Genomic DNA, 17,405 nt, shown 5'->3' on the forward strand with positions numbered 1-17,405 from the left:
CGGCGCCAGCCGGCACATCCTTCCCTGCATCAAGGAAACACTCTGATGACCGCAATACTGGAAAGCACTCTCTATACCGCCCAGACACGCACCACCGGTGGCCGCGATGGGCGCGGCGAATCCTCCGACGGCGAACTGAACGTGCGCCTGAGCGCGCCCAACTCGGGGCGACCGGGAACCAATCCGGAGCAACTTCTCGGCGTTGGCTGGTCGGCCTGCTTCATTGGTGCCTTGCGCCGAGCCGGCCAGAGCCTGCAAATCCGCCTGCCGGACGACGTGGCGGTGGTCGCCGACATCGCCCTGGGCAATACCGCTGACGGTGGCTTTGCCCTGGCGGCGAAGCTGCGGGTGGAACTGCCGGGCCTGGCGAGCGAAGACAAGGCTCGACTGGTCGAGATGGCGCACCAGCTCTGCCCGTACTCCAAGGCCACTCGCGACAATATCGAGGTCACCTTCGATATTCCCTGATCAATTACGGCCAGGCCAAAGCCCGCGTTCCCGAGAGGTGCGCGGGCTTTTTTATTGCAGTTGCGATGTTGGGCCTCGTTCCTCGGACCAACCTACGGCAGGACTGCGTCCTGCTTGGCGAATGAATTCGCCCCTACAGGGTTGGTGTTGGGCTCAACCAAGGCACGGACAGCTCCCTCTCCCTCCGGGAGAGGGCTGGGGTGAGGGATGGTCCGGGTTCGAGCGGGCACTGCGTCCTGCTCGCGAATGAATTCGCTCCCCACAAAAACAACGAATCCCATCGCGTTGCAGACACGAAAAAGCCCGCACATAAGGCGGGCTTTTCATTTCGAGTGGGGTTCAGGCCTGTCGGCGGAACAGCAAAGCATCGAGGCTGAAGCGTCCAGAGCCTTTCAGCAGCAGCGGCATGGCCGCTATCAGATAGATAAGCGGCAGCTTGTAGTTGCCGTAGCCCTTGTTACTGATGGAATAGCCCTGGGCGAGCTCCGAGAGGCTCGACCAATGTTCCGGCCAGTGCACCGCGGCAATGGCGACCACGGTCAGCACCATCAGCACCAGGGTGGCGAAGCGTGTGCCCAGACCGAGCAGCAGGAGCACAGGGGCGATCAACTCGGCCCACATCGAGATCTGCCAGCTCGCCTCGGGCGGCAGCAGGTTGAAAGGGAAGGGGAAGGCGGACTGGATATCCACGAACCAGTTCTGCCCATTCCATTTTTCCAGGCCGGATTCGAAGAACTCCCAGGCGAGGAACAGGCGCAGTGGCAGATCGGCGCTCCAGGCGCCGACCCGGTCGAGCTGGTTGAAAACGAACTTGAACGGGGAGGTTGCAATGCTGCTCATGGGTGGGCTCCGTTGGCCTGTACGGGGCCGGCGGGAGTGCCGGCGCTGCTCGTGTGCCCATGTTGAAGAAGGTGATTGTCCCGGATGTGTCAGCCGTGGCCCGTCGTGTATCGCTCTGTACGTGGACTCAATCGGCGGCGCCGAGCTCCAGTCGGGCGCAGAGGCCACCGCCGTCACGGTTGGCCAGGCTCAGGTGTGCGCCCAGCGCCTGGCTCAGTTGCTGGGCGATGGCTAGCCCGAGGCCAGTTCCTCCCGTCGTGCGGTTGCGCGAGCTTTCCACGCGATAGAACGGTTTGAAGACCTCTTGCAGTTCCTCTTCGGCAATGCCCGGTCCGTTGTCGTTCACCAGCACCTGAACCTTGCCTTGCGCATCTCGTCGCACTTCCAGCTGGGCACTGCCGCCGAACTTGAGGGCGTTGTCGATCAGGTTGCTGAGCACCCTGCGGAAGGCATGGGGGCGGGTTTCCAGCAGAAGACCGCTGGAACCGTCGAGGGTGACGGCCTGGCCGCTGTCCTGGTAGTCGCACACGAGGCTGTCGAGGAAGGCATCGAGGTCGACCCGGCACAACGCTTCGCTTGCCCCATCCATGCTGCGTGCGTAGGCAACGCCTTCACGCACCAGGTGCTGCATTTCGTTCAGGTCGCTCCATAGTTTTTCCCGCTCCGGGGAAGGGTCCATCTGTTCCACGCGCAGCTTCATCCGAGTGATGGGCGTCTGCAGATCGTGGGAAATGGCCGCTAGCAATTGCATGCGTTCTTTCAGGTATGCACCGATGCGCCCCTGCAATGCATTGAAGGCGCGGGCGGCATAGGACACTTCCTGCGGACCGCGTTCGTCGAGCTCCGGACCGGGAGCGTCCGGGTCCAGATGGTCGACGGCCTGGGCGAGGCGAGCCAGTGGGCGGATTGCCATGCGCACCGCCAGCCAGGTGCAGAGCAGTAACACGGCCAGTTGCAGGATCAGCACCACCGGCAACCACTGGGCCACTGGAATGGGGCTGGGCGTGACATCCACCGTCAGTGGGCGTCCATCGCTCAAGGTCAGGTGCGCCTGGAAGTGAGGGGCCGGACCGGGAATGTTCTCGAAGCGCAGCCGATAGCGCTGGCCGATAGCCCGTTCGATGGAGGTTGCGGCCATGTGGGCCTGGGTCATGTCCATGGGCACGCCCGGCGTACCCTCGTCGAGCCGATAGCGGTAGTTGCGTCGCTCCAGAAGCGACAACCAGGTGGCGCGCTCTTCCGCCGGCAAACGGTCGATCAGTGCCACGGCGGTGCTCACGTCATGCTCCAGGTTGCCGAGCATCACGTTGCGCCCGGTCTGGTAGCGCTCGTAGAACTGCGAGGCGAAGGACAACCCGTAGGCCAGCACCAGCCCGGTGAGGAAAATCAGCGCCAGGCGTGCGGCCAGGGTGCTTGGCCAGCGGGGCAGGGGCATCACGTCGTCGGCTCGATCAGTTGCACGGGCAGCGAGAAGACATAGCCTTCGCTGCGTACCGTCTTGATATAGGCGGATTCGCGAGCGTCGTCCTGCAGGCGTTGGCGCAGGCGGCTTACCAGCAGGTCGATGGAACGGTCGAACACGTCCGCCTCGCGGCCCTGGGTGAGGTTGAGCAGTTGCTCACGGCTGAGCACCCGCTGCGGATGATCGAGGAAGACGCGCAGCAGCCGATACTCGGCGCCGCTCAGGGCTACAAGCGTGCCCTCATCATCCAGCAGGTGGCGCGCAGTGGTATCCAGGCGCCATTTGCCGAAGCCGATCAATCGGCTGCTCTCGCTGATCTGCAGGTTCGGCGGCAGCATGCGCGTGCGGCGGATCACGGCATTGATCCGTGCCAGCAGCTCACGGGCCGAGAAGGGCTTGGTCAGGTAATCGTCGGCGCCCATTTCCAGGCCGATGATGCGATCGGTTTCCTCGTTGCGCGCCGTCAGCATCAACACCGGCGTCGCCTTGTGCTTGCCCACGCGCAGCTCACGGCACAGGCGCAGGCCGTCATCGCCGGGCATCATGATGTCGAGGACGATCAGGTCGACCGTATTGGCCTCGAGGAAGGCGCGCATCTGCCGCCCATCTGCCGCCAGACTGACACGCAGGCCGTTCTTCTTCAGGTAGTTGCCGACGAGCTCGCGGATTTCCCGATCGTCGTCAACGACCAGGATGTGATCGACATGGTCCATGAAAAAACCTCGCTATGGCTATTCGATGCCCAGTGTATCGGGCCTTCCGGCGATTGCCCGCAAGCCTTTGTATTCCACTGTATCCAGCGCCGCGCTGATACCTGTGATTGCACAATGGCCCTGCGTATCACTGTGTATCCGCAGCCCTCGCTGATACCTGACAGCGCAATCCTGGTCCGCAGCAGACACATCGGCGATACCTCCCACCGATGAAATTGGTACCCAGCGGATGCCCCCTTGCATCTGCGCCCCTTTCTCAATTGGTCGGGAGATCAGCATGAAACTCGCATCCCTGGGCACCGCCTTTTTTCTGGCAGCCGCTTTCAACGTCGTCAGCCTTGCGGCGCAGGCCGCCGAGAGTGTCACACCGGAGCCTTATCGCTACGGCACGCATCTGGATATCAACAAAGTAGTGTCGCTGCGCGAGGCGCCATCCGTTCTCTGCCAGGTGGTCGATGCACGCATGGATTACCTGGACTCCAAGGGTCGGCTGCACAGCCTGGAGTACCGCAAGCACTCCGATGCCTGCAGCAATGAAAACTGACACATGACTCCAGATCCTGCGCCGGAGACGACGCGGGTCGCCAGCCCGGTGACTGCCGGGAGCCAATGCCACTGAGGTGCCTATGCTGCTCATTGCCTTTCTAGGCGGGGTGCTGACCCTGTTCAGCCCCTGCGTACTTCCTGTCCTGCCGTTACTGTTTTCCCGCGCCGGCGGTCCCGCCTGGTCGCCCTTGCTGACGCTGGCTGGCCTGGCCTCCGGTTTTGCCGTACTGGCCAGTCTGGCGGTGGTTTCCAGTGAATGGGTCATCGACGCCAGCCAATGGGGACGCTACGTCGCCCTGGTGTTGCTGGCGGCGTCGGCGGCAGCCCTGCTTTCCTCGCGAATTGGCACCTGGCTATCGCGCCCCTGGCTCTGGTTGGGCGACCGGCTGCAAGGCGATGCCCGTCGCCTGCCACCGGCGCTTTCGGCCTGGCTGATGGGCTTTGCCGCAGGCCTGCTCTGGGCACCCTGCGCCGGGCCTATCCTGGGCCTGATCCTGTCCGGTGCCATGCTCAACGGCCCCAGTGCCTCCACCAGCCTGCTGCTGCTCAGCTACGGCCTCGGCGGTGCCCTGGCGATGGGAGCGCTGATCTTCCTCGGGCGTGGGGTGTTCCAAAGGGCGAAGCTGTCGCTGGGCACCGTGGAGTGGCTGCGTCGCGGCGCCGGTGCGGTGGCTTTGCTGGCAGTGGTCGGCATTGCCAGTGGCACCAGCGACCAACTGTCCGGAGCGGGGTCCTCCCGGCTCGCGGCCGAGCTCGAGCGCAAGGTGATCGATGGCGTGCCAGTCCTGCTGGAAAGCCTGGTGGGCAGCGCCCGCGCCGACAGCATTGAACAACTGCCGGACCTGGGAGCAATGCCGTCACTGCAAGGCGCGACCCAGTGGCTCAACGGCCCGCCGCTGGGCAACGAACAACTGCTCGGCAAGGTGGTGCTGGTGGACTTCTGGACCTTCGACTGCATCAACTGCCGGAACAGCCTGCCCTATGTGAACCAGTGGGCTGCGCGGTACGCCGACAAAGGACTGGTGGTGATTGGTGTGCACACACCCGAATACGCCTTCGAGCGAAAAATCGACAACGTACGCGAGGCAATCAAGCGCCTGGGCGTCAAGCACCCGGTGGCCGTCGACAACCAGTACCGCATCTGGAACGCGTTCACCAACCAGTACTGGCCGGCGCATTACTTCATCGACGCCAACGGACGGGTACGTCACTTGCACATCGGGGAGGGTGACTACGAAGAGCAGGAAGCGATCATCCAGAAGCTCCTGCAGGAGCGGGCGGAAGCGGGCAAGGCCGCGAACTGATCCCCTCCGGACGTGCGCGGCTCATGGAGGCGCCGCGCAACACCCGGTGATGAAGGTGTTTTGGACGGATCTGCTCGAGATGGTAGGTTCTTCCCCCCTCCATGACCGAAGGACGACTTCGATGCGCCTGACAGGAATGTGCCGCGCACAGATTTTCACGCTAGCCCTTGCGGCCTCGCTCGGCGGCCAGGCGATGGCAACGGACGGACCGGACGCTATCGCCGCCAACGTGGAGCAAGCCGCCCGCCAGGTGATGCAGCAGTACGGTATTCCAGGCCTGGCCATCGGCGTCATCGCCCAGGGCGAGCGGCGCTTCTACAACTACGGCGTGGCATCGAAGGCCTCCCGGCAGGCCGTCACTGGCGACACGCTGTTTGAGGTCGGTTCCATCAGCAAGACCCTGACCGTGACGCTCGCCAGCTATGCCGCAACCCAAGGCAAGCTGTCGCTCACCGACAGTCCGAGCCGCTACCTGCCGGAGCTCAAGGGCAGCCGGCTGGACCAGGTTACGCTGCTCAATCTCGCCACCCATACCGCTGGCGGCTTTCCGCTGCAACTGCCCGACGACGTCCGCAATGAAAGCCAGTTGATGGACTACTACAACGTCTGGCAGCCGCAGTTCGCCCCGGGGACCTACCGAACCTACGCCAACCCGAGCATCGGACTGTTGGGGGTGGTTGCCGCCAGGAGCCTGGGTGTGACCTATGTCCAGGCGATGGAGCGCGACCTGTTGCCGAAACTCGGCATGGGCAACACCTGGATAGACGTTCCTGCCAGCGCGATGCCGAACTACGCCCAGGGCTACGACAAGGAAGATGCCCCGGTGCGGGTGAATCCGGCGATGTTGGCGGCGGAAGCCTATGGGGTGAAGACGAGCAGCAAGGACCTGCTTCATTTCGTCGAAGCCAACCTGGGCCTGACAGCGTTGGATGCGTCCTTGCAGCGGGCGATCGACGCCACCCGAACCGGCTATTTCAAACTGGGCGCCATGACCCAGGACCTGATCTGGGAGCAGTACAGCTACCCGGTTGCCTTGCAAACGCTGCTGGAAGGCAATGCCAGCCGGATGGCCCTTGAAAGTCATGCCGTCACGACCATCACGCCGTCTCTGGCGCCGCAACAGGCGGTCTGGGTCAACAAGACCGGCTCGACCAATGGCTTCGGCGCCTATGTGGCCTTCGTGCCGGAGAAGAAGCTCGGCATCGTGCTGTTGGCCAACAAGAATTATCCGAACGAAGAGCGGGTGAAGCTGGCCTACCGCATTCTCGGTGAGCTGGAGGCGAATCCGTAGACCGTGGAATTGCCATCGTCGGCATGGCATCGATGCGTGCCGCACCCTATTCGCGAGGTCGTCCCAGGCCATAGCCTGGTGACTCATGATCACGCCCCAAGGGCATGGCTTTTTGCCTTCGAATCAATTCGCCCCAGAGCAAACAAGCACGCACAATTGAAAAAGGGAGGCCGAAGCCTCCCTTTTTCATGCCTTCAAGCGATTACCACTTGCCAGTGCTCATGCCGCCGTCCACGGCCAGCACGACGCCGGTGGTGAAATCGGCCTTGGCCAGGTAGAGCACGGCATCGGCGATTTCCTGAACGGTGCCGACACGACCGGAAGGCGCCAGGTTATTGAGGAAGTCGCGGGCAGCCGGGTCATGCATCGGGGTATCGATGATGCCGGGGGCCACGGCGTTCACCTGGATGTTGTGCGGTGACAGTTCCAGGGCCAGGGCACGGGTCAGTTGGTTGACGCCACCCTTGATCAACACCGGCAGCGCCGCTGGTACGTTGATGTTCGGCTGCAGGGCAACTGCCGCGGAGATATTCACGATGTGTCCGCCGCCTTGTTGCTGCATGTGCGCGGCGGCTACCTGCGAGGTGTAGACCACACCCTTGAGGTTGGTATCCAGCAGGCTTTCCAGGTCTTCCGGGGTGTAGTCGACAAAGGGTTTCGGGAGGAAGAAGCCGGCATTGTTGATCAGCACTTCGACGCTGCCGAAGGCTTCGATTGCCGCGGCGAAGGCCTTGCGGGCGGTGGCCGGATCGGCAACGTCACCGGCAACACCAACGAAGCTGGTCGGATTGCCCAGGCTGGCGGCGGCTTCCTGCAGGCGGTCGATGGAACGGGCAGTACCGACGACGTTGTAGCCGTTGTCGATGAAGGCCTTGGCCAGGCCCAGGCCGATGCCGCTGGATGCGCCGGTGATGATTGCTGTTTTCTTGCTCATGGTGTGTTCCTCGCAGAAATAGTTGGGGCTTGTTGCAGCGGATCCGGGAGGTTCGCCGCTGGTGAGGAGGACTATATTCATGCGTTTTAAGTTGATAAATCAGCTTCGCCTTGTTTCAGTTGATACCTGATGTAATCAATCTGGTGTGATTGAGCGCTTGGCACGACCTGGGGAATGACATCAGCGGATCGATTTGTACGGTCTTGTATCCCGACGCCTTGCGGCTACATGAGGATGCAAAGCAACCATCAGGCGACACACGCGGGGCATCGGCAACATCGAGACTGGGCCCGACTATCGCGGGCGAGGGCCTTGCAGGTGGTCATGCCTGATGTCTATGACCTTTGCGGGATGAAATCGATGAAAACCCTGAAAAGCTTCCTGACTTCCATAGCCTTTTCCCTGGCCGGCGTAGCCGTACACACCAACGCCGCTACCGAAAACCACCGCAATTCGAGCGGCGTCTGTTTTCAACTGACTCCGCTCGGCAGCCGGAAGGCATTGCCGGAGTCGGGCCGGGATGACTCGACAAGCGAACCGCTGGAAGTCTCAGCTCTGCACGCGCAGAGCTGAGGGCAGGCAGGGGGAGTAGCCGCCGATAGCACCAAACGACTGAGTGCCGATTCGCCTGAATGGTATCGAGCATTGCGCTCGGGGAGGGGGCAGCCGGAGGAAAACCGGGGGTGCTTCCCCGGCCGCAATCGATCACGCGTAGGCCGAGCGGTAGGCGAAGATTCCCGGCAGGCCGCCGGTCATGACGAAAAGCAGGTTGCTGCCCGCCGGGAAATCGCCCCGGCGGACCGAGGCCAGCAGTCCGGCAAATGCCTTGCCGCCATACACCGGGTCGACCAGCAATCCTTCGTGGGAGGCCAGGAGTCGAGTGGCTTCCAGCATCGCGTCGGTAGGTGCGCCGTAGGCATCGCCGCGCTGGCTGCCATCGACCCGGACTGAGCCTTCATCCAGTTCTGTCGATGGAGCGAGGAGCTGCAGGACCTGACGGGTCTTGTCGACGGTCGCTGCGAGCGCTTGTTCCGCAGTGCCGAGCACGGTGTAGCCGGTAACCAGCGTGGAGGTACGCGTCAGTGTGGTGCCCGCCAGCAGCCCGGAGTGGGTGCCGCTGCTGCCGTTTGGAACGATGATTTGCCCAAACTCAAGCCCAAGGTCCATCGCCTGGCGAAGGATCTCGAGCGCACAGGCTGCATAGCCCAGACTGCCTCTGGGGCTGGAGCCGCCCAGAGGCATGAAGAAGGGGTTACGTCCTTGCTGCCTGAGCCGGTCCTGCAGCTCGGCAGCGTAAACGTCGGGATTGGCGCCATCTGGCAGACGGTGGATGGTCGCACCGAACAATCCATCGAGGATGAGGTTGCCGCTATGGCGGAAGTCGTCATCCGTACGCACGGCGGACGGGACCAGGATCAATTCGCAGGCGAGACCCTGGCGGGCCGCGACCGCCGCGGTGAGGCGTGCATGGTTGGATTGCAGACCGCCCCAGGTAACCAGGGTGTCGGCACCCTCGGCCAGTGCTTCGCCAAGCAGGAACTCCAGCTTGCGCAGCTTGTTGCCGCCGCCGCCCAGGCCGGTCAGGTCATCGCGCTTCACATAGAGGTTGCAGCCGTTCAGCTCTGGAAGGGCGCTAAGGCGTGAAAGACGCTGGATAGGCGTCTTGCCTTCCAGCAGCGCCACCCTGGGATAGCGTGCAAGGGCCGCATCCAGATTGCTGAGATCGTTCGACATGCAGGCTGCTCCTTTCGTGTCGGATGTCGCCGCCTGTGTGGCGACGGTACTTATGCCCACCCGGCGGATGCCGGGTGGGGATGGAACGGGAAGGTCATCCAGGCTGATTCTTGCGGTACTCGGTGGTGGTGATGCCGGCGTAGCCCCAGTTATCGGTATCCACTTCCTCAATGACGATATGGGTGAGGTCCGGGCGCTTGCCAAGCACGCGCTGCAGAGTGTCGGTGATCTCGGCGATGACCTGGGCCTTCTGTTCCCGGGTAACGCCGTCACGGGTGATACGAACGCTTACGAATGGCATGTTGAGCTCCTTTGAGGCTTGCTTCAGTGACACCAAGGCAGCAGGACGTTGAAGACAGCGGCTTTCATCGGCCTGGCTCCACATCGGCGGGGTTGATGGACAGAACTATATTTGTGCCGCTTGGACGGATAAATGTAGGCTCGGATACTTCACTTGATACTCGGTGTAATGAATCGTGAAACGCCATTTCGATGACATCCAGCTGGGCAGTATCGAGCTCTTTTGTCTTGCCGCGGAGGCGGGGAGTTTCACGGCTGCGGCGCTGTCGGCGGGAGTCACTCCGGCCGCCGTGAGCCGATCGATATCGCGTCTCGAAGAGCGCCTGGGGACGCGTCTGTTCGTGCGCACCACGCGCAGCATCCGTCTCACGGAAAGCGGTCGAACCTACTTCGAGCAGTGTCGGCAGGCCCTGACCCAGCTGGTTGAGGCCGAGCGCGAGGTGATGGGCAAGCAGCTCGAGCCCACCGGCGAACTTCGCATCAGCATTCCCACCACTTATGGCCACTACCGCATCCTTCCGCTGTTGTCGCGCTTTCGCGAACGTCATCCCGGCGTGACGATCGACATCCACTTGAGCAACCGCAATATCGATTTCGTCGCGGAAGGCTACGACCTGGCGATCCGCGTGCGCGCCCAGCCAGACTCGACGTTGATCGCCCGACATCTCGAAGATTCCCGACTGGTCGTGATCGCTACACCGGAATATCTCGCCCGCGTGGGAACCCCTACCAGCCTGGATGATCTCCAACAGCATGACTGCATTCAGTTCGAACTGCCGAGTAGCGGGCGGCGTATCTCCTGGCTGTTTACCGAGAACGGGAAGGAGCGGGAGATCTTCGCCAGCGGCAATTACTGTTGCTCGGATGACGTGCTGGGCGGGGTGACCCTGGCCAGGCACGGCGCCGGGTTGTTCCAGACCTATCGCTTCATCGTCGAACAGGATCTGGAGGAGGGCTCGCTGGTAGAGGTGCTCCAGGAGTTTGGTGGACGCTCCCGCCCCTACACCTTGTTGTACCCCCATGGGAGGCATGTACCGCTGCGTCTGCGTGCCTTCGTCGATTTCCTGATGGAGTGCAAGCGGGAGTGGAAGGTGTGAGGAGGGCGCCCCGCCTCCCGGAGGGGCGCGCAAGCGAGTTCAGACCAGTTTGACCTCGGCGTGTATGTTGCCTCGCGTGGCCTTGGAGTAGGGGCATGTCTGGTGAGCGGCGTCGACCACGGCCTGAGCGGTCTCGCGATCCATTCCGGGCAGGCTGACATTCAGTCGCGCCTGGATGAAGTAGTCATTGCCGGCGGTGCCAAGGTCGACTTCTGCATCGACGGCCACATCTTTCGGGACGGCGACCTTCATTCTGCTGGCCACCACGCCAATGGCTCCGATGAAGCAGGCCGACCAGCCTGCGGCGAACAATTGCTCCGGGTTGGTGCCATTTCCGGGGCCGCCAGGGGAAGAGTGCTTGATGTCCAGGCGCTTGTCGGAGCTGACGGATGCACCGTCGCGCCCACCGGTGGTGTGGACCTTGGCCGTGTACAGGACTTTTTCGATCTTGGTCATGATGGAGCCCTCCGCGAAGTGTGCTGGGGACTGCTTTTCAATCACGTTCGAGCTGGTCGGACGGGGATAAGACTAGTCCGCCAGCACCTCCGACCGGGAACTTCCGGCCTAGTGGTCGTGGCGTTTCCCCTGTGGCCCCAGGCCTGTGTATCTGCCTGTGTATGGATGCCGCGGCGTTACATCCGCATGTCATTCCCTGGTCCGTTCAATACATCCCCGACACAGATGCGCGATCTACTCATCGTTCCCGGGCGCACCAACGTCTTGCTGATTGACGAGGCACCGGACCTACGCTGATTACCATCGATGGGGTACCCAATGACCAGAAGCCTGCCTGATACGAAATCCAACCAGCCGGCCGTCGACCGACTCAATGTCCGCACCTACACCAACGGCATCGTCGGGCCCAGCCTGCCCATGCTGGGGCCACTGGCGAATGGCGGCACCCTGATCACCGGCACGCCTCCAGGCTGTTGGGGACCTATGATCACCCCGGCATTCCAGGGCGGCCATGAAGTGACGCAACCCGTTGCGATCGAGGGGGCCGAAGTGGGCGATGCAGTGGCGCTGAAGATCATCCGGATGCGGGTGACTTCGCTGGCCACCTCGTCCGGGGTGATGAAGTTCGTCGAGGGCCGCTACCACGGCGACCCCTTCGTCTCGAAATTCTGCGCGAAGTGCGGCACCGAACATCCGGCCAGCCATGTCGAAGGCATAGGAGAGGACGCGATCCGCTGCAATAACTGCGGTGCGGAGGTCAGCGCCTTCCGCTTCGGCCACGGCTACGTGATCGTGTTGGACCAGGAGAACCAGGTCAGCCTGACCGTCAACCAGGAGGTGGCCAACGGCCTGGCCGGCGATGCCTCGCAGATGTCCGCCTTGCCGGCGCTCGCCGAGCAGCATTCGATCCTCTCGCTGGCCCGCGCTGACATGCCCGGCGTGGCGGCCCACATGCGGCCGTTCCTTGGAAACATCGGCACCACGCCGTCCCGTGACATTCCCGACTCGCACAACTGCGCCGATTTCGGCCAGTACCTGGTCGGGGCGCCTCATCGTTACGGCCTGAGCGAAGAAGAACTGCATGCGGCCAAGACCGATGGCCACATGGACACCAATTCAGTGCGCGAGGGCTGCATCCTGATCTGCCCGGTAAAGGTGCCGGGGGCCGGCGTCTACATGGGCGACATGCATGCCCAGCAAGGTAATGGCGAGATCGCCGGACACGCGACGGACGTATCAGGGGAAACCGAGCTGACGGTTGAGGTGATCAAGAACCTGACGCTGGAAGGCCCGATTCTCCTGCAGAACCTCGATGACTTGCCACCCATGGCTCGGCCGATGACCGCCGAGCAGCGCCGCAAGGTCCAGGATCTGGGTGCGCGTTGGGGTCAGCACGAAGTCGAACGCAACGGCCCGATTACCTTCATCGGCAGTGGCAAGAACCTGAACGCCGCCACCGAAAACGGCTTGGAGCGCGCCGCAGCGGCCACCGGGTTGCCCTACGACGAGGTGCTCAATCGCGCCACCATTACCGGCTCCATCGAGATCAGTCGCTTGCCCGGTACGGTTCGCGTGACCTTGCTGTGCCCGATGGACGTGCTCGACCGGATGGGCATCGGCCATCTGGTGCGGGAGAAGTACCAGATCGACTGACCCTGTACCCGCGTCGCGGCTCGCAGGTTGGCTGCCCCTTTCCTGCGAGCCTTTTGACGGGCCAGACGATTGAATTCGACTATGGCTGAAAGATCGTTTCATTATCTTGCCGATCGCCCCCAGCACTCCCCGTGCTAAGCCCTGGAAACCCTTGATATCCCGTGGGATATCCCTTCACCGCCAGCGCCGCGGGCCTTGCGCCAGCGGGCTCCTCCAATATGGGTTTCACATTCCTTGTCTACTATCAATGCCATTTCCAAAACCTATTGGCTGGGTCGGTACCTGGATTCCAAGCTGAATAGAGTGGTTGGCTGAAGACAAAATGAGAGGAGATAAGCATGTCTAGCGAAGCAAAGTGCCCGTTCTCAGGGAAAAATGTGATCGCGGGTGTTATGCCATCGAATGCGCAGTGGTGGCCCAACCAACTTAATCTCAAGATCCTTCATCAGCACTCGGCAGCGTCCAACCCCCTGGGGGCGGAATTCAACTATGCCGAAGCATTCAAGACCCTCGACCTCGATGCCGTCATCAAGGACCTGCACGCCCTGATGACCGACTCGCAGGACTGGTGGCCCGCTGACTACGGCCATTACGGCCCGCTGTTCATCCGCATGGCCTGGCACGCTGCCGGCACCTATCGCATCGCCGATGGCCGCGGCGGCGCGGGCACAGGCAACCAGCGTTTCGCACCGCTCAACAGCTGGCCGGACAACGGCAACCTCGACAAGGCGCGCCGCCTGTTGTGGCCGATCAAGCAGAAGTACGGCAACAAGCTGTCATGGGGCGATCTGTTGATCCTGACCGGCAACGTTGCGCTGGAATCCATGGGATTCAAGACCTTCGGCTTCGCCGGAGGGCGCGTGGATGTCTGGGAACCCGAGGACGACGTCTACTGGGGTGCCGAGCATGAGTGGCTGGCGACCAGCGACAAACCCAACAGTCGCTACACCGGGGACAGGCAACTCGAAAATCCGCTGGCTGCCGTGCAGATGGGCCTGATCTACGTGAACCCGCAAGGTCCGGACGGAAATCCGGACCCGCTGGGCTCTGGCCGCGACGTCCGTGAGACCTTTGCCCGCATGGCAATGAACGACGAGGAAACCGTGGCCCTCACCGTCGGTGGTCACACATTCGGTAAGTGCCACGGCGCTGGCGATGCAGCGAACGTCGGTGTTGAACCGGAGGCCGGCGATATCACCGACATGGGCTTTGGCTGGAAGAACGCCCTCGGAACCGGCATGGGTAGCGACACCATCACCAGTGGCCTGGAAGGCGCCTGGACGCCGACACCGACCCAATGGGACAACAGTTATCTGGAAACGCTGTTCGGTTTCGAATGGGAGCTGACCAAGAGCCCGGCTGGCGCCTACCAGTGGAAACCCCAAGGGACAACGGGAGACGGCCTCGTGCCGGATGCCCACGATCCCAGCAAGCGCCATGCGCCCATGATGACCACCGCTGACATGGCGATGCGCATGGACCCTGTCTACGAAAAAATCTCTCGCCGCTACAAGGACAACCCACAGGAGTTGGCAGATGCCTTCGCCCGCGCCTGGTTCAAGCTGACCCACCGCGACATGGGGCCACGCAGCCGTTACCTCGGTCCGCTGGTGCCGCAGGAGGAGCTGATCTGGCAGGACCCGGTTCCAGCTGTCGACCATCCACTGGTGAATGAACAGGACATTGCCACCCTGAAGGCGAAGATCGCTGGGACCGGCCTATCGGTTTCCGAACTGGTCGGCGCCGCCTGGGCTGCCGCATCCTGCTTCCGCGGCAGCGACAAGCGCGGCGGTGCCAATGGTGCTCGCCTGCGCCTGGCTCCGCAGAAGGACTGGGAGGTCAACCAGCCGGCTGAAGCGGCCAAGGTAATTGCTGCCCTGGAAGGTATCCAGAAGGACTTCAATGCCTCCGGTAAGAAAGTCTCGCTCGCCGACCTGATCGTGCTGGCCGGTGGCGTGGGTATCGAAACCGCGGCGAAGAAAGCCGGTGTTGATGTGACCGTGCCTTTCGCGCCCGGCCGCACCGATGCCTCGCAGGAGCAGACCGATGTGGAGTCCTTCGCGCCCTTGGAGCCGCTCGCCGACGGCTTCCGCAATTACGCCAAGAAAGGCTACGAAGGTTCGACGGCGGAAATGCTCGTGGATAAGGCCCAACTGCTGAGGCTCAGCGCTCCGGAAATGACTGTGCTGGTTGGCGGCCTGCGCGTACTGGGCGCCAACTTCGGCAAGTCCCAGCACGGTGTTTTCACCAAGCGTCCGGAAACGTTGACCAACGATTTCTTCGTGAACCTGCTGGACATGCGTACCAAATGGGAAAGGTCCGCGTCCGATCCGACTGTGCTGGAAGGTCGTGACCGCAACAGCGGCGCACCCAAGTGGACCGCCACTGTGGTGGACCTCATCTTCGGCTCCAATGCCCAGCTCCGAGCGATCGCGGAAATCTACGGCAGTTCCGACTCGCCACAGGCTTTCGTGCGCGACTTCGTCGCCGCCTGGACCAAGGTGATGAATGCGGACCGCTACGACCTGAAGCAAGGGTGAGTAAGGCAGGTCCTTACAGGCCTGCCTCGTCACTTCCCTGACCCACGCCGCCGACAGGGCATCCCTGTCGGCGGCGTGGCATTTCAGGGGCACATTACTTCAGCGGGCGTTCTCCGGCAGGGTGCTCTCCAGGTATTCGACCACGCTGCCATGGACGTAATGAAAGCCCTCCAGGAATCGCGCCGAGGGTGTGTATCTCAATGCATAGAACCGCGGCAGGATTTTGCTGCGGGTCAGACTCGTATACTGCTGCATGTACTCGGTCGGCGCATCTATCCAGCCCGCCATCAGATGGAAGTAATGGCTGAAGCTGCCCTGCTGCATGGCCATGGGGATGAACAGCAGCTCATTCGTCGAACGGCCCGAGAGCAGGTGACCGATGCTCTCAGTGATTGCGACAGGCTCTATAGCGCCCGCCTTGGGCACGGTCACCGTGAGTTCGATCGACATCACTTTGCCAATGTCCCCATGCAGCTGCTCTGACAGCCGTACCAGCTCATCCACCTTTTCCTTGCGCTCGAAGTGTTCGACCTGCTGCGCCAAGGCGCTTGCACTGCGAGCGGCTTCCTTGCGGGTTCCCTCCCGCTCCGTCTGGTTCTGCACGATGGTGAAGAGCAGGGCGATCAGTGCCAGGAAGGACAGCGCTGGAGTCAGCAGACCGCCGATGTAGCCGCCGAATTACCCCCAGATGTCCTGGTGCTGTGAAAGGGGCAGCCCCTTGAACGCCGCCCAATAGGCGAAAAAGACCGCCGCGTAGACGCACACGGCAACGACCAGAACGAACTTGATGAGGGACCGAGGCTTCATGTCCGGCTTCCAGGCGAGGAGGGCGTTGCTGCCAAGTATGGCGGGCCTGGCCGCTAGCGCAGTCTGGAAGCATGGATTCTGCGCAGACCGAATATGTAGGAGCGAGCTTGCTTGCGAATGGGCAGGCTCGGGAGTTTCGCGAGCAAGCTCGCTCCTACAAATGCAGCCCTTGACAATGAGCAGAACTCCGGATGATCGGTCGTTGACACTCGGGCGACCGGGACTAGCCTCAAGGTGTGGGAAAAAATCCCACAACAAAATACAAACCGGCTGACACGCCTCATGCGAATTCTGAAATTGACTACAAGGTCGTATGCGGAGGTCGAGCTGGTTGGTCAGTGGCTCTAAGGAAGCGGTAACCCAATTTCCATTTCTTGCGTTCGATAGGGAGATGACTACGCAACTCCGTTCGGAGGTTCATCATGCTGCTCAAGAAGTGTTTGCTGGCGCTCGCCATTGGCGGCGTTCTATCGGCTTCGACCGTTCTAGTCCCTGACTACATCGGCGGCTTCTCCAGCGCTTATGCAAAAGATGGAGGAAGTGGCGGTGGTGGCGGTGGCGGTGGCAGTGGCGGCGGTGGCAGTGGCGGCGGCGGTGGTGGTCATGGCGGTGGCGGTGGTGGTCATGGCGGTGGCGGTGGTGGTCATGGCGGTGGCGGTGGTGGTCACGGCGGTGGCGGTGGTGGTCATGGCGGCGGCGGTGGTGGCCATGGCGGCGGTGGTGGAAGTGGTGGGAGTGGCCACGGCGGGGATGGCGGTGGTCACAGCGGGTCAGGTCACAGCGGCGACGGCGACGCCGGTGGTCAGGGTGGCAACAGTGGACCGGGCAGTGCGCACAGCGGTCGTGGCAACGACCATGGTGCGAATCACGATGTTGGCGAAGCACATGGCGTAGGCCATGGTGCCGACGATGGTGCTGATCACGATGTCGGCGAAGCGCACGGTGTGGGACGGGGGGCGGATGACGGTCCCGATCACGATCTGGGCGAAGCACATGGCGTGGGCCAAGGCGCAGACGATGGGCCTGACCATGACGTCGGCGATGATCGCGGCGGTGCCTGAGCGGCCAGGCCACTGCTATACAAGACTCGGAGTGGCACAGGGACTTGTGTAGCCGGCCTGACCAGGGTGACGGATGTGATTGCCTGAAGGATCGGGGGCGACGATCAACGCCGTCGACAATAGCGGGAGACGTTCAGGGCAGGCTGCCGGGACGTCTGCCCGCGCGTTCATTTGTATTCATTTCGACAGGAGCGCCTTG

19 protein-coding genes are annotated in these 17,405 nt (G+C 62.4%); 8 read left to right on the plus strand and 11 right to left on the minus strand.

What is annotated here, in order from left to right:
- Positions 1 to 45: 45 nt before the first annotated feature.
- A complete protein-coding gene (locus SA496_RS11105; protein WP_120651173.1) occupies positions 46 to 468 on the plus strand; it encodes an organic hydroperoxide resistance protein in 423 nt (140 codons plus the stop codon).
- A 339-nt stretch (positions 469 to 807) separates the two neighbouring features.
- Here SA496_RS11105 and SA496_RS11110 read toward each other — a convergent pair whose 3' ends face one another.
- The 3 genes from SA496_RS11110 to SA496_RS11120 all read right to left on the minus strand — a co-directional run bounded on the left by SA496_RS11110 (position 808) and on the right by SA496_RS11120 (position 3,483).
- A complete protein-coding gene (locus SA496_RS11110; protein WP_120651172.1) occupies positions 808 to 1,308 on the minus strand; it encodes an HvfX family Cu-binding RiPP maturation protein in 501 nt (166 codons plus the stop codon).
- 127 nt (positions 1,309 to 1,435) lie between these two features.
- Positions 1,436 to 2,743 (minus strand): sensor histidine kinase, encoded by a 1,308-nt coding sequence (locus SA496_RS11115; RefSeq protein ID WP_280358253.1) that lies wholly within the window; start codon positions 2,741 to 2,743, stop codon positions 1,436 to 1,438.
- Entirely contained in the window at positions 2,743 to 3,483 is a 741-nt protein-coding gene (locus SA496_RS11120) for a response regulator (RefSeq protein ID WP_120651170.1), read from the minus strand. Before SA496_RS11120 ends, SA496_RS11115 begins: the two co-directional genes overlap by 1 nt.
- 277 nt (positions 3,484 to 3,760) lie before the next feature.
- On the opposite strand from SA496_RS11120, the gene SA496_RS11125 reads away from it, so the two are divergent.
- From SA496_RS11125 to ampC, 3 genes are all read left to right on the plus strand, one after another.
- Positions 3,761 to 4,027 carry a DUF2790 domain-containing protein gene (locus SA496_RS11125; RefSeq protein ID WP_153919767.1) on the plus strand — a complete coding sequence of 89 codons (267 nt, stop codon included), beginning with the start codon at positions 3,761 to 3,763 and terminating at the stop codon, positions 4,025 to 4,027.
- An 82-nt stretch (positions 4,028 to 4,109) separates the two neighbouring features.
- Positions 4,110 to 5,333 (plus strand): cytochrome c biogenesis protein DipZ, encoded by a 1,224-nt coding sequence (locus SA496_RS11130; RefSeq protein WP_330115412.1) that lies wholly within the window; start codon positions 4,110 to 4,112, stop codon positions 5,331 to 5,333.
- Positions 5,334 to 5,454: 121 nt separating this feature from the next.
- Complete coding sequence (gene ampC, locus SA496_RS11135; RefSeq protein WP_442965078.1) at positions 5,455 to 6,624, plus strand: class C beta-lactamase; 1,170 nt, start codon at positions 5,455 to 5,457, stop codon at positions 6,622 to 6,624.
- Between the two features lie 202 nt (positions 6,625 to 6,826).
- Here ampC and SA496_RS11140 read toward each other — a convergent pair whose 3' ends face one another.
- A complete protein-coding gene (locus SA496_RS11140; RefSeq protein ID WP_120651165.1) occupies positions 6,827 to 7,558 on the minus strand; it encodes an SDR family NAD(P)-dependent oxidoreductase in 732 nt (243 codons plus the stop codon).
- 360 nt (positions 7,559 to 7,918) lie between these two features.
- Between SA496_RS11140 and SA496_RS11145 the strand changes: the two genes are divergently transcribed.
- Positions 7,919 to 8,131, plus strand: coding sequence for a hypothetical protein (locus tag SA496_RS11145; RefSeq protein ID WP_120651164.1), 213 nt, complete (start codon positions 7,919 to 7,921; stop codon positions 8,129 to 8,131).
- Between the two features lie 132 nt (positions 8,132 to 8,263).
- On the opposite strand, the gene SA496_RS11150 is transcribed toward SA496_RS11145, so the two are convergent.
- Complete coding sequence (locus SA496_RS11150; RefSeq protein ID WP_330115413.1) at positions 8,264 to 9,292, minus strand: D-cysteine desulfhydrase family protein; 1,029 nt, start codon at positions 9,290 to 9,292, stop codon at positions 8,264 to 8,266.
- Between the two features lie 94 nt (positions 9,293 to 9,386).
- Positions 9,387 to 9,593, minus strand: a complete 207-nt coding sequence (locus SA496_RS11155; protein ID WP_077521251.1) for a tautomerase family protein — start codon at positions 9,591 to 9,593, stop codon at positions 9,387 to 9,389.
- Positions 9,594 to 9,768: 175 nt separating this feature from the next.
- Here SA496_RS11155 and SA496_RS11160 point away from each other — a divergent pair, with 175 nt between their 5' ends.
- Positions 9,769 to 10,689 (plus strand): LysR family transcriptional regulator, encoded by a 921-nt coding sequence (locus SA496_RS11160; RefSeq protein WP_120651162.1) that lies wholly within the window; start codon positions 9,769 to 9,771, stop codon positions 10,687 to 10,689.
- A 39-nt stretch (positions 10,690 to 10,728) separates the two neighbouring features.
- Here SA496_RS11160 and SA496_RS11165 read toward each other — a convergent pair whose 3' ends face one another.
- Complete coding sequence (locus tag SA496_RS11165) at positions 10,729 to 11,145, minus strand: organic hydroperoxide resistance protein (protein ID WP_120651161.1); 417 nt, start codon at positions 11,143 to 11,145, stop codon at positions 10,729 to 10,731.
- Positions 11,146 to 11,463: 318 nt separating this feature from the next.
- Between SA496_RS11165 and SA496_RS11170 the strand changes: the two genes are divergently transcribed.
- Together SA496_RS11170 and katG are read left to right on the plus strand one after the other, a co-directional pair.
- Positions 11,464 to 12,798 (plus strand): acetamidase/formamidase family protein, encoded by a 1,335-nt coding sequence (locus SA496_RS11170; protein WP_120651160.1) that lies wholly within the window; start codon positions 11,464 to 11,466, stop codon positions 12,796 to 12,798.
- A 338-nt stretch (positions 12,799 to 13,136) separates the two neighbouring features.
- Positions 13,137 to 15,338 (plus strand): catalase/peroxidase HPI, encoded by a 2,202-nt coding sequence (gene katG / locus SA496_RS11175; RefSeq protein WP_120651159.1) that lies wholly within the window; start codon positions 13,137 to 13,139, stop codon positions 15,336 to 15,338.
- A 99-nt stretch (positions 15,339 to 15,437) separates the two neighbouring features.
- Here katG and SA496_RS11180 read toward each other — a convergent pair whose 3' ends face one another.
- From SA496_RS11180 to SA496_RS29195, 4 genes are all read right to left on the minus strand, one after another.
- Positions 15,438 to 15,881 (minus strand): hypothetical protein, encoded by a 444-nt coding sequence (locus SA496_RS11180; RefSeq protein ID WP_330115414.1) that lies wholly within the window; start codon positions 15,879 to 15,881, stop codon positions 15,438 to 15,440.
- Between the two features lie 135 nt (positions 15,882 to 16,016).
- A complete protein-coding gene (locus SA496_RS11185; RefSeq protein ID WP_256660960.1) occupies positions 16,017 to 16,145 on the minus strand; it encodes a hypothetical protein in 129 nt (42 codons plus the stop codon).
- A 485-nt stretch (positions 16,146 to 16,630) separates the two neighbouring features.
- Complete coding sequence (locus tag SA496_RS29190) at positions 16,631 to 16,909, minus strand: hypothetical protein (RefSeq protein WP_442965079.1); 279 nt, start codon at positions 16,907 to 16,909, stop codon at positions 16,631 to 16,633.
- Positions 16,910 to 16,915: 6 nt separating this feature from the next.
- Positions 16,916 to 17,176, minus strand: coding sequence for a hypothetical protein (locus tag SA496_RS29195; RefSeq protein ID WP_120651157.1), 261 nt, complete (start codon positions 17,174 to 17,176; stop codon positions 16,916 to 16,918).
- Positions 17,177 to 17,405 lie beyond the last annotated feature (229 nt).

The sequence above is a fragment of the Pseudomonas sp. JS3066 genome (genome assembly GCF_036328175.1).
Classification (GTDB): domain Bacteria; phylum Pseudomonadota; class Gammaproteobacteria; order Pseudomonadales; family Pseudomonadaceae; genus Metapseudomonas.

What these genes read in the sequence shown, in the direction of transcription:
- SA496_RS11150 (WP_330115413.1), bottom strand. Translation starts at nt 9,292, where the DNA reads ATGTCGAACGATCTCAGCAATCTGGATGCGGCCCTTGCACGCTATCCC.
- SA496_RS29195 (WP_120651157.1), bottom strand. Translation starts at nt 17,176, where the DNA reads ATGGTCAGGCCCATCGTCTGCGCCTTGGCCCACGCCATGTGCTTCGCC.
- SA496_RS11105 (WP_120651173.1), top strand. Translation starts at nt 46, where the DNA reads ATGACCGCAATACTGGAAAGCACTCTCTATACCGCCCAGACACGCACC.
- SA496_RS11115 (WP_280358253.1), bottom strand. Translation starts at nt 2,743, where the DNA reads ATGCCCCTGCCCCGCTGGCCAAGCACCCTGGCCGCACGCCTGGCGCTG.
- SA496_RS11155 (WP_077521251.1), bottom strand. Translation starts at nt 9,593, where the DNA reads ATGCCATTCGTAAGCGTTCGTATCACCCGTGACGGCGTTACCCGGGAA.
- SA496_RS11130 (WP_330115412.1), top strand. Translation starts at nt 4,110, where the DNA reads ATGCTGCTCATTGCCTTTCTAGGCGGGGTGCTGACCCTGTTCAGCCCC.
- SA496_RS11165 (WP_120651161.1), bottom strand. Translation starts at nt 11,145, where the DNA reads ATGACCAAGATCGAAAAAGTCCTGTACACGGCCAAGGTCCACACCACC.
- SA496_RS11120 (WP_120651170.1), bottom strand. Translation starts at nt 3,483, where the DNA reads ATGGACCATGTCGATCACATCCTGGTCGTTGACGACGATCGGGAAATC.
- SA496_RS11110 (WP_120651172.1), bottom strand. Translation starts at nt 1,308, where the DNA reads ATGAGCAGCATTGCAACCTCCCCGTTCAAGTTCGTTTTCAACCAGCTC.
- SA496_RS11125 (WP_153919767.1), top strand. Translation starts at nt 3,761, where the DNA reads ATGAAACTCGCATCCCTGGGCACCGCCTTTTTTCTGGCAGCCGCTTTC.
- SA496_RS11140 (WP_120651165.1), bottom strand. Translation starts at nt 7,558, where the DNA reads ATGAGCAAGAAAACAGCAATCATCACCGGCGCATCCAGCGGCATCGGC.
- ampC (WP_442965078.1), top strand. Translation starts at nt 5,455, where the DNA reads ATGCGCCTGACAGGAATGTGCCGCGCACAGATTTTCACGCTAGCCCTT.
- SA496_RS11170 (WP_120651160.1), top strand. Translation starts at nt 11,464, where the DNA reads ATGACCAGAAGCCTGCCTGATACGAAATCCAACCAGCCGGCCGTCGAC.
- SA496_RS11145 (WP_120651164.1), top strand. Translation starts at nt 7,919, where the DNA reads ATGAAAACCCTGAAAAGCTTCCTGACTTCCATAGCCTTTTCCCTGGCC.
- katG (WP_120651159.1), top strand. Translation starts at nt 13,137, where the DNA reads ATGTCTAGCGAAGCAAAGTGCCCGTTCTCAGGGAAAAATGTGATCGCG.
- SA496_RS11185 (WP_256660960.1), bottom strand. Translation starts at nt 16,145, where the DNA reads ATGAAGCCTCGGTCCCTCATCAAGTTCGTTCTGGTCGTTGCCGTGTGC.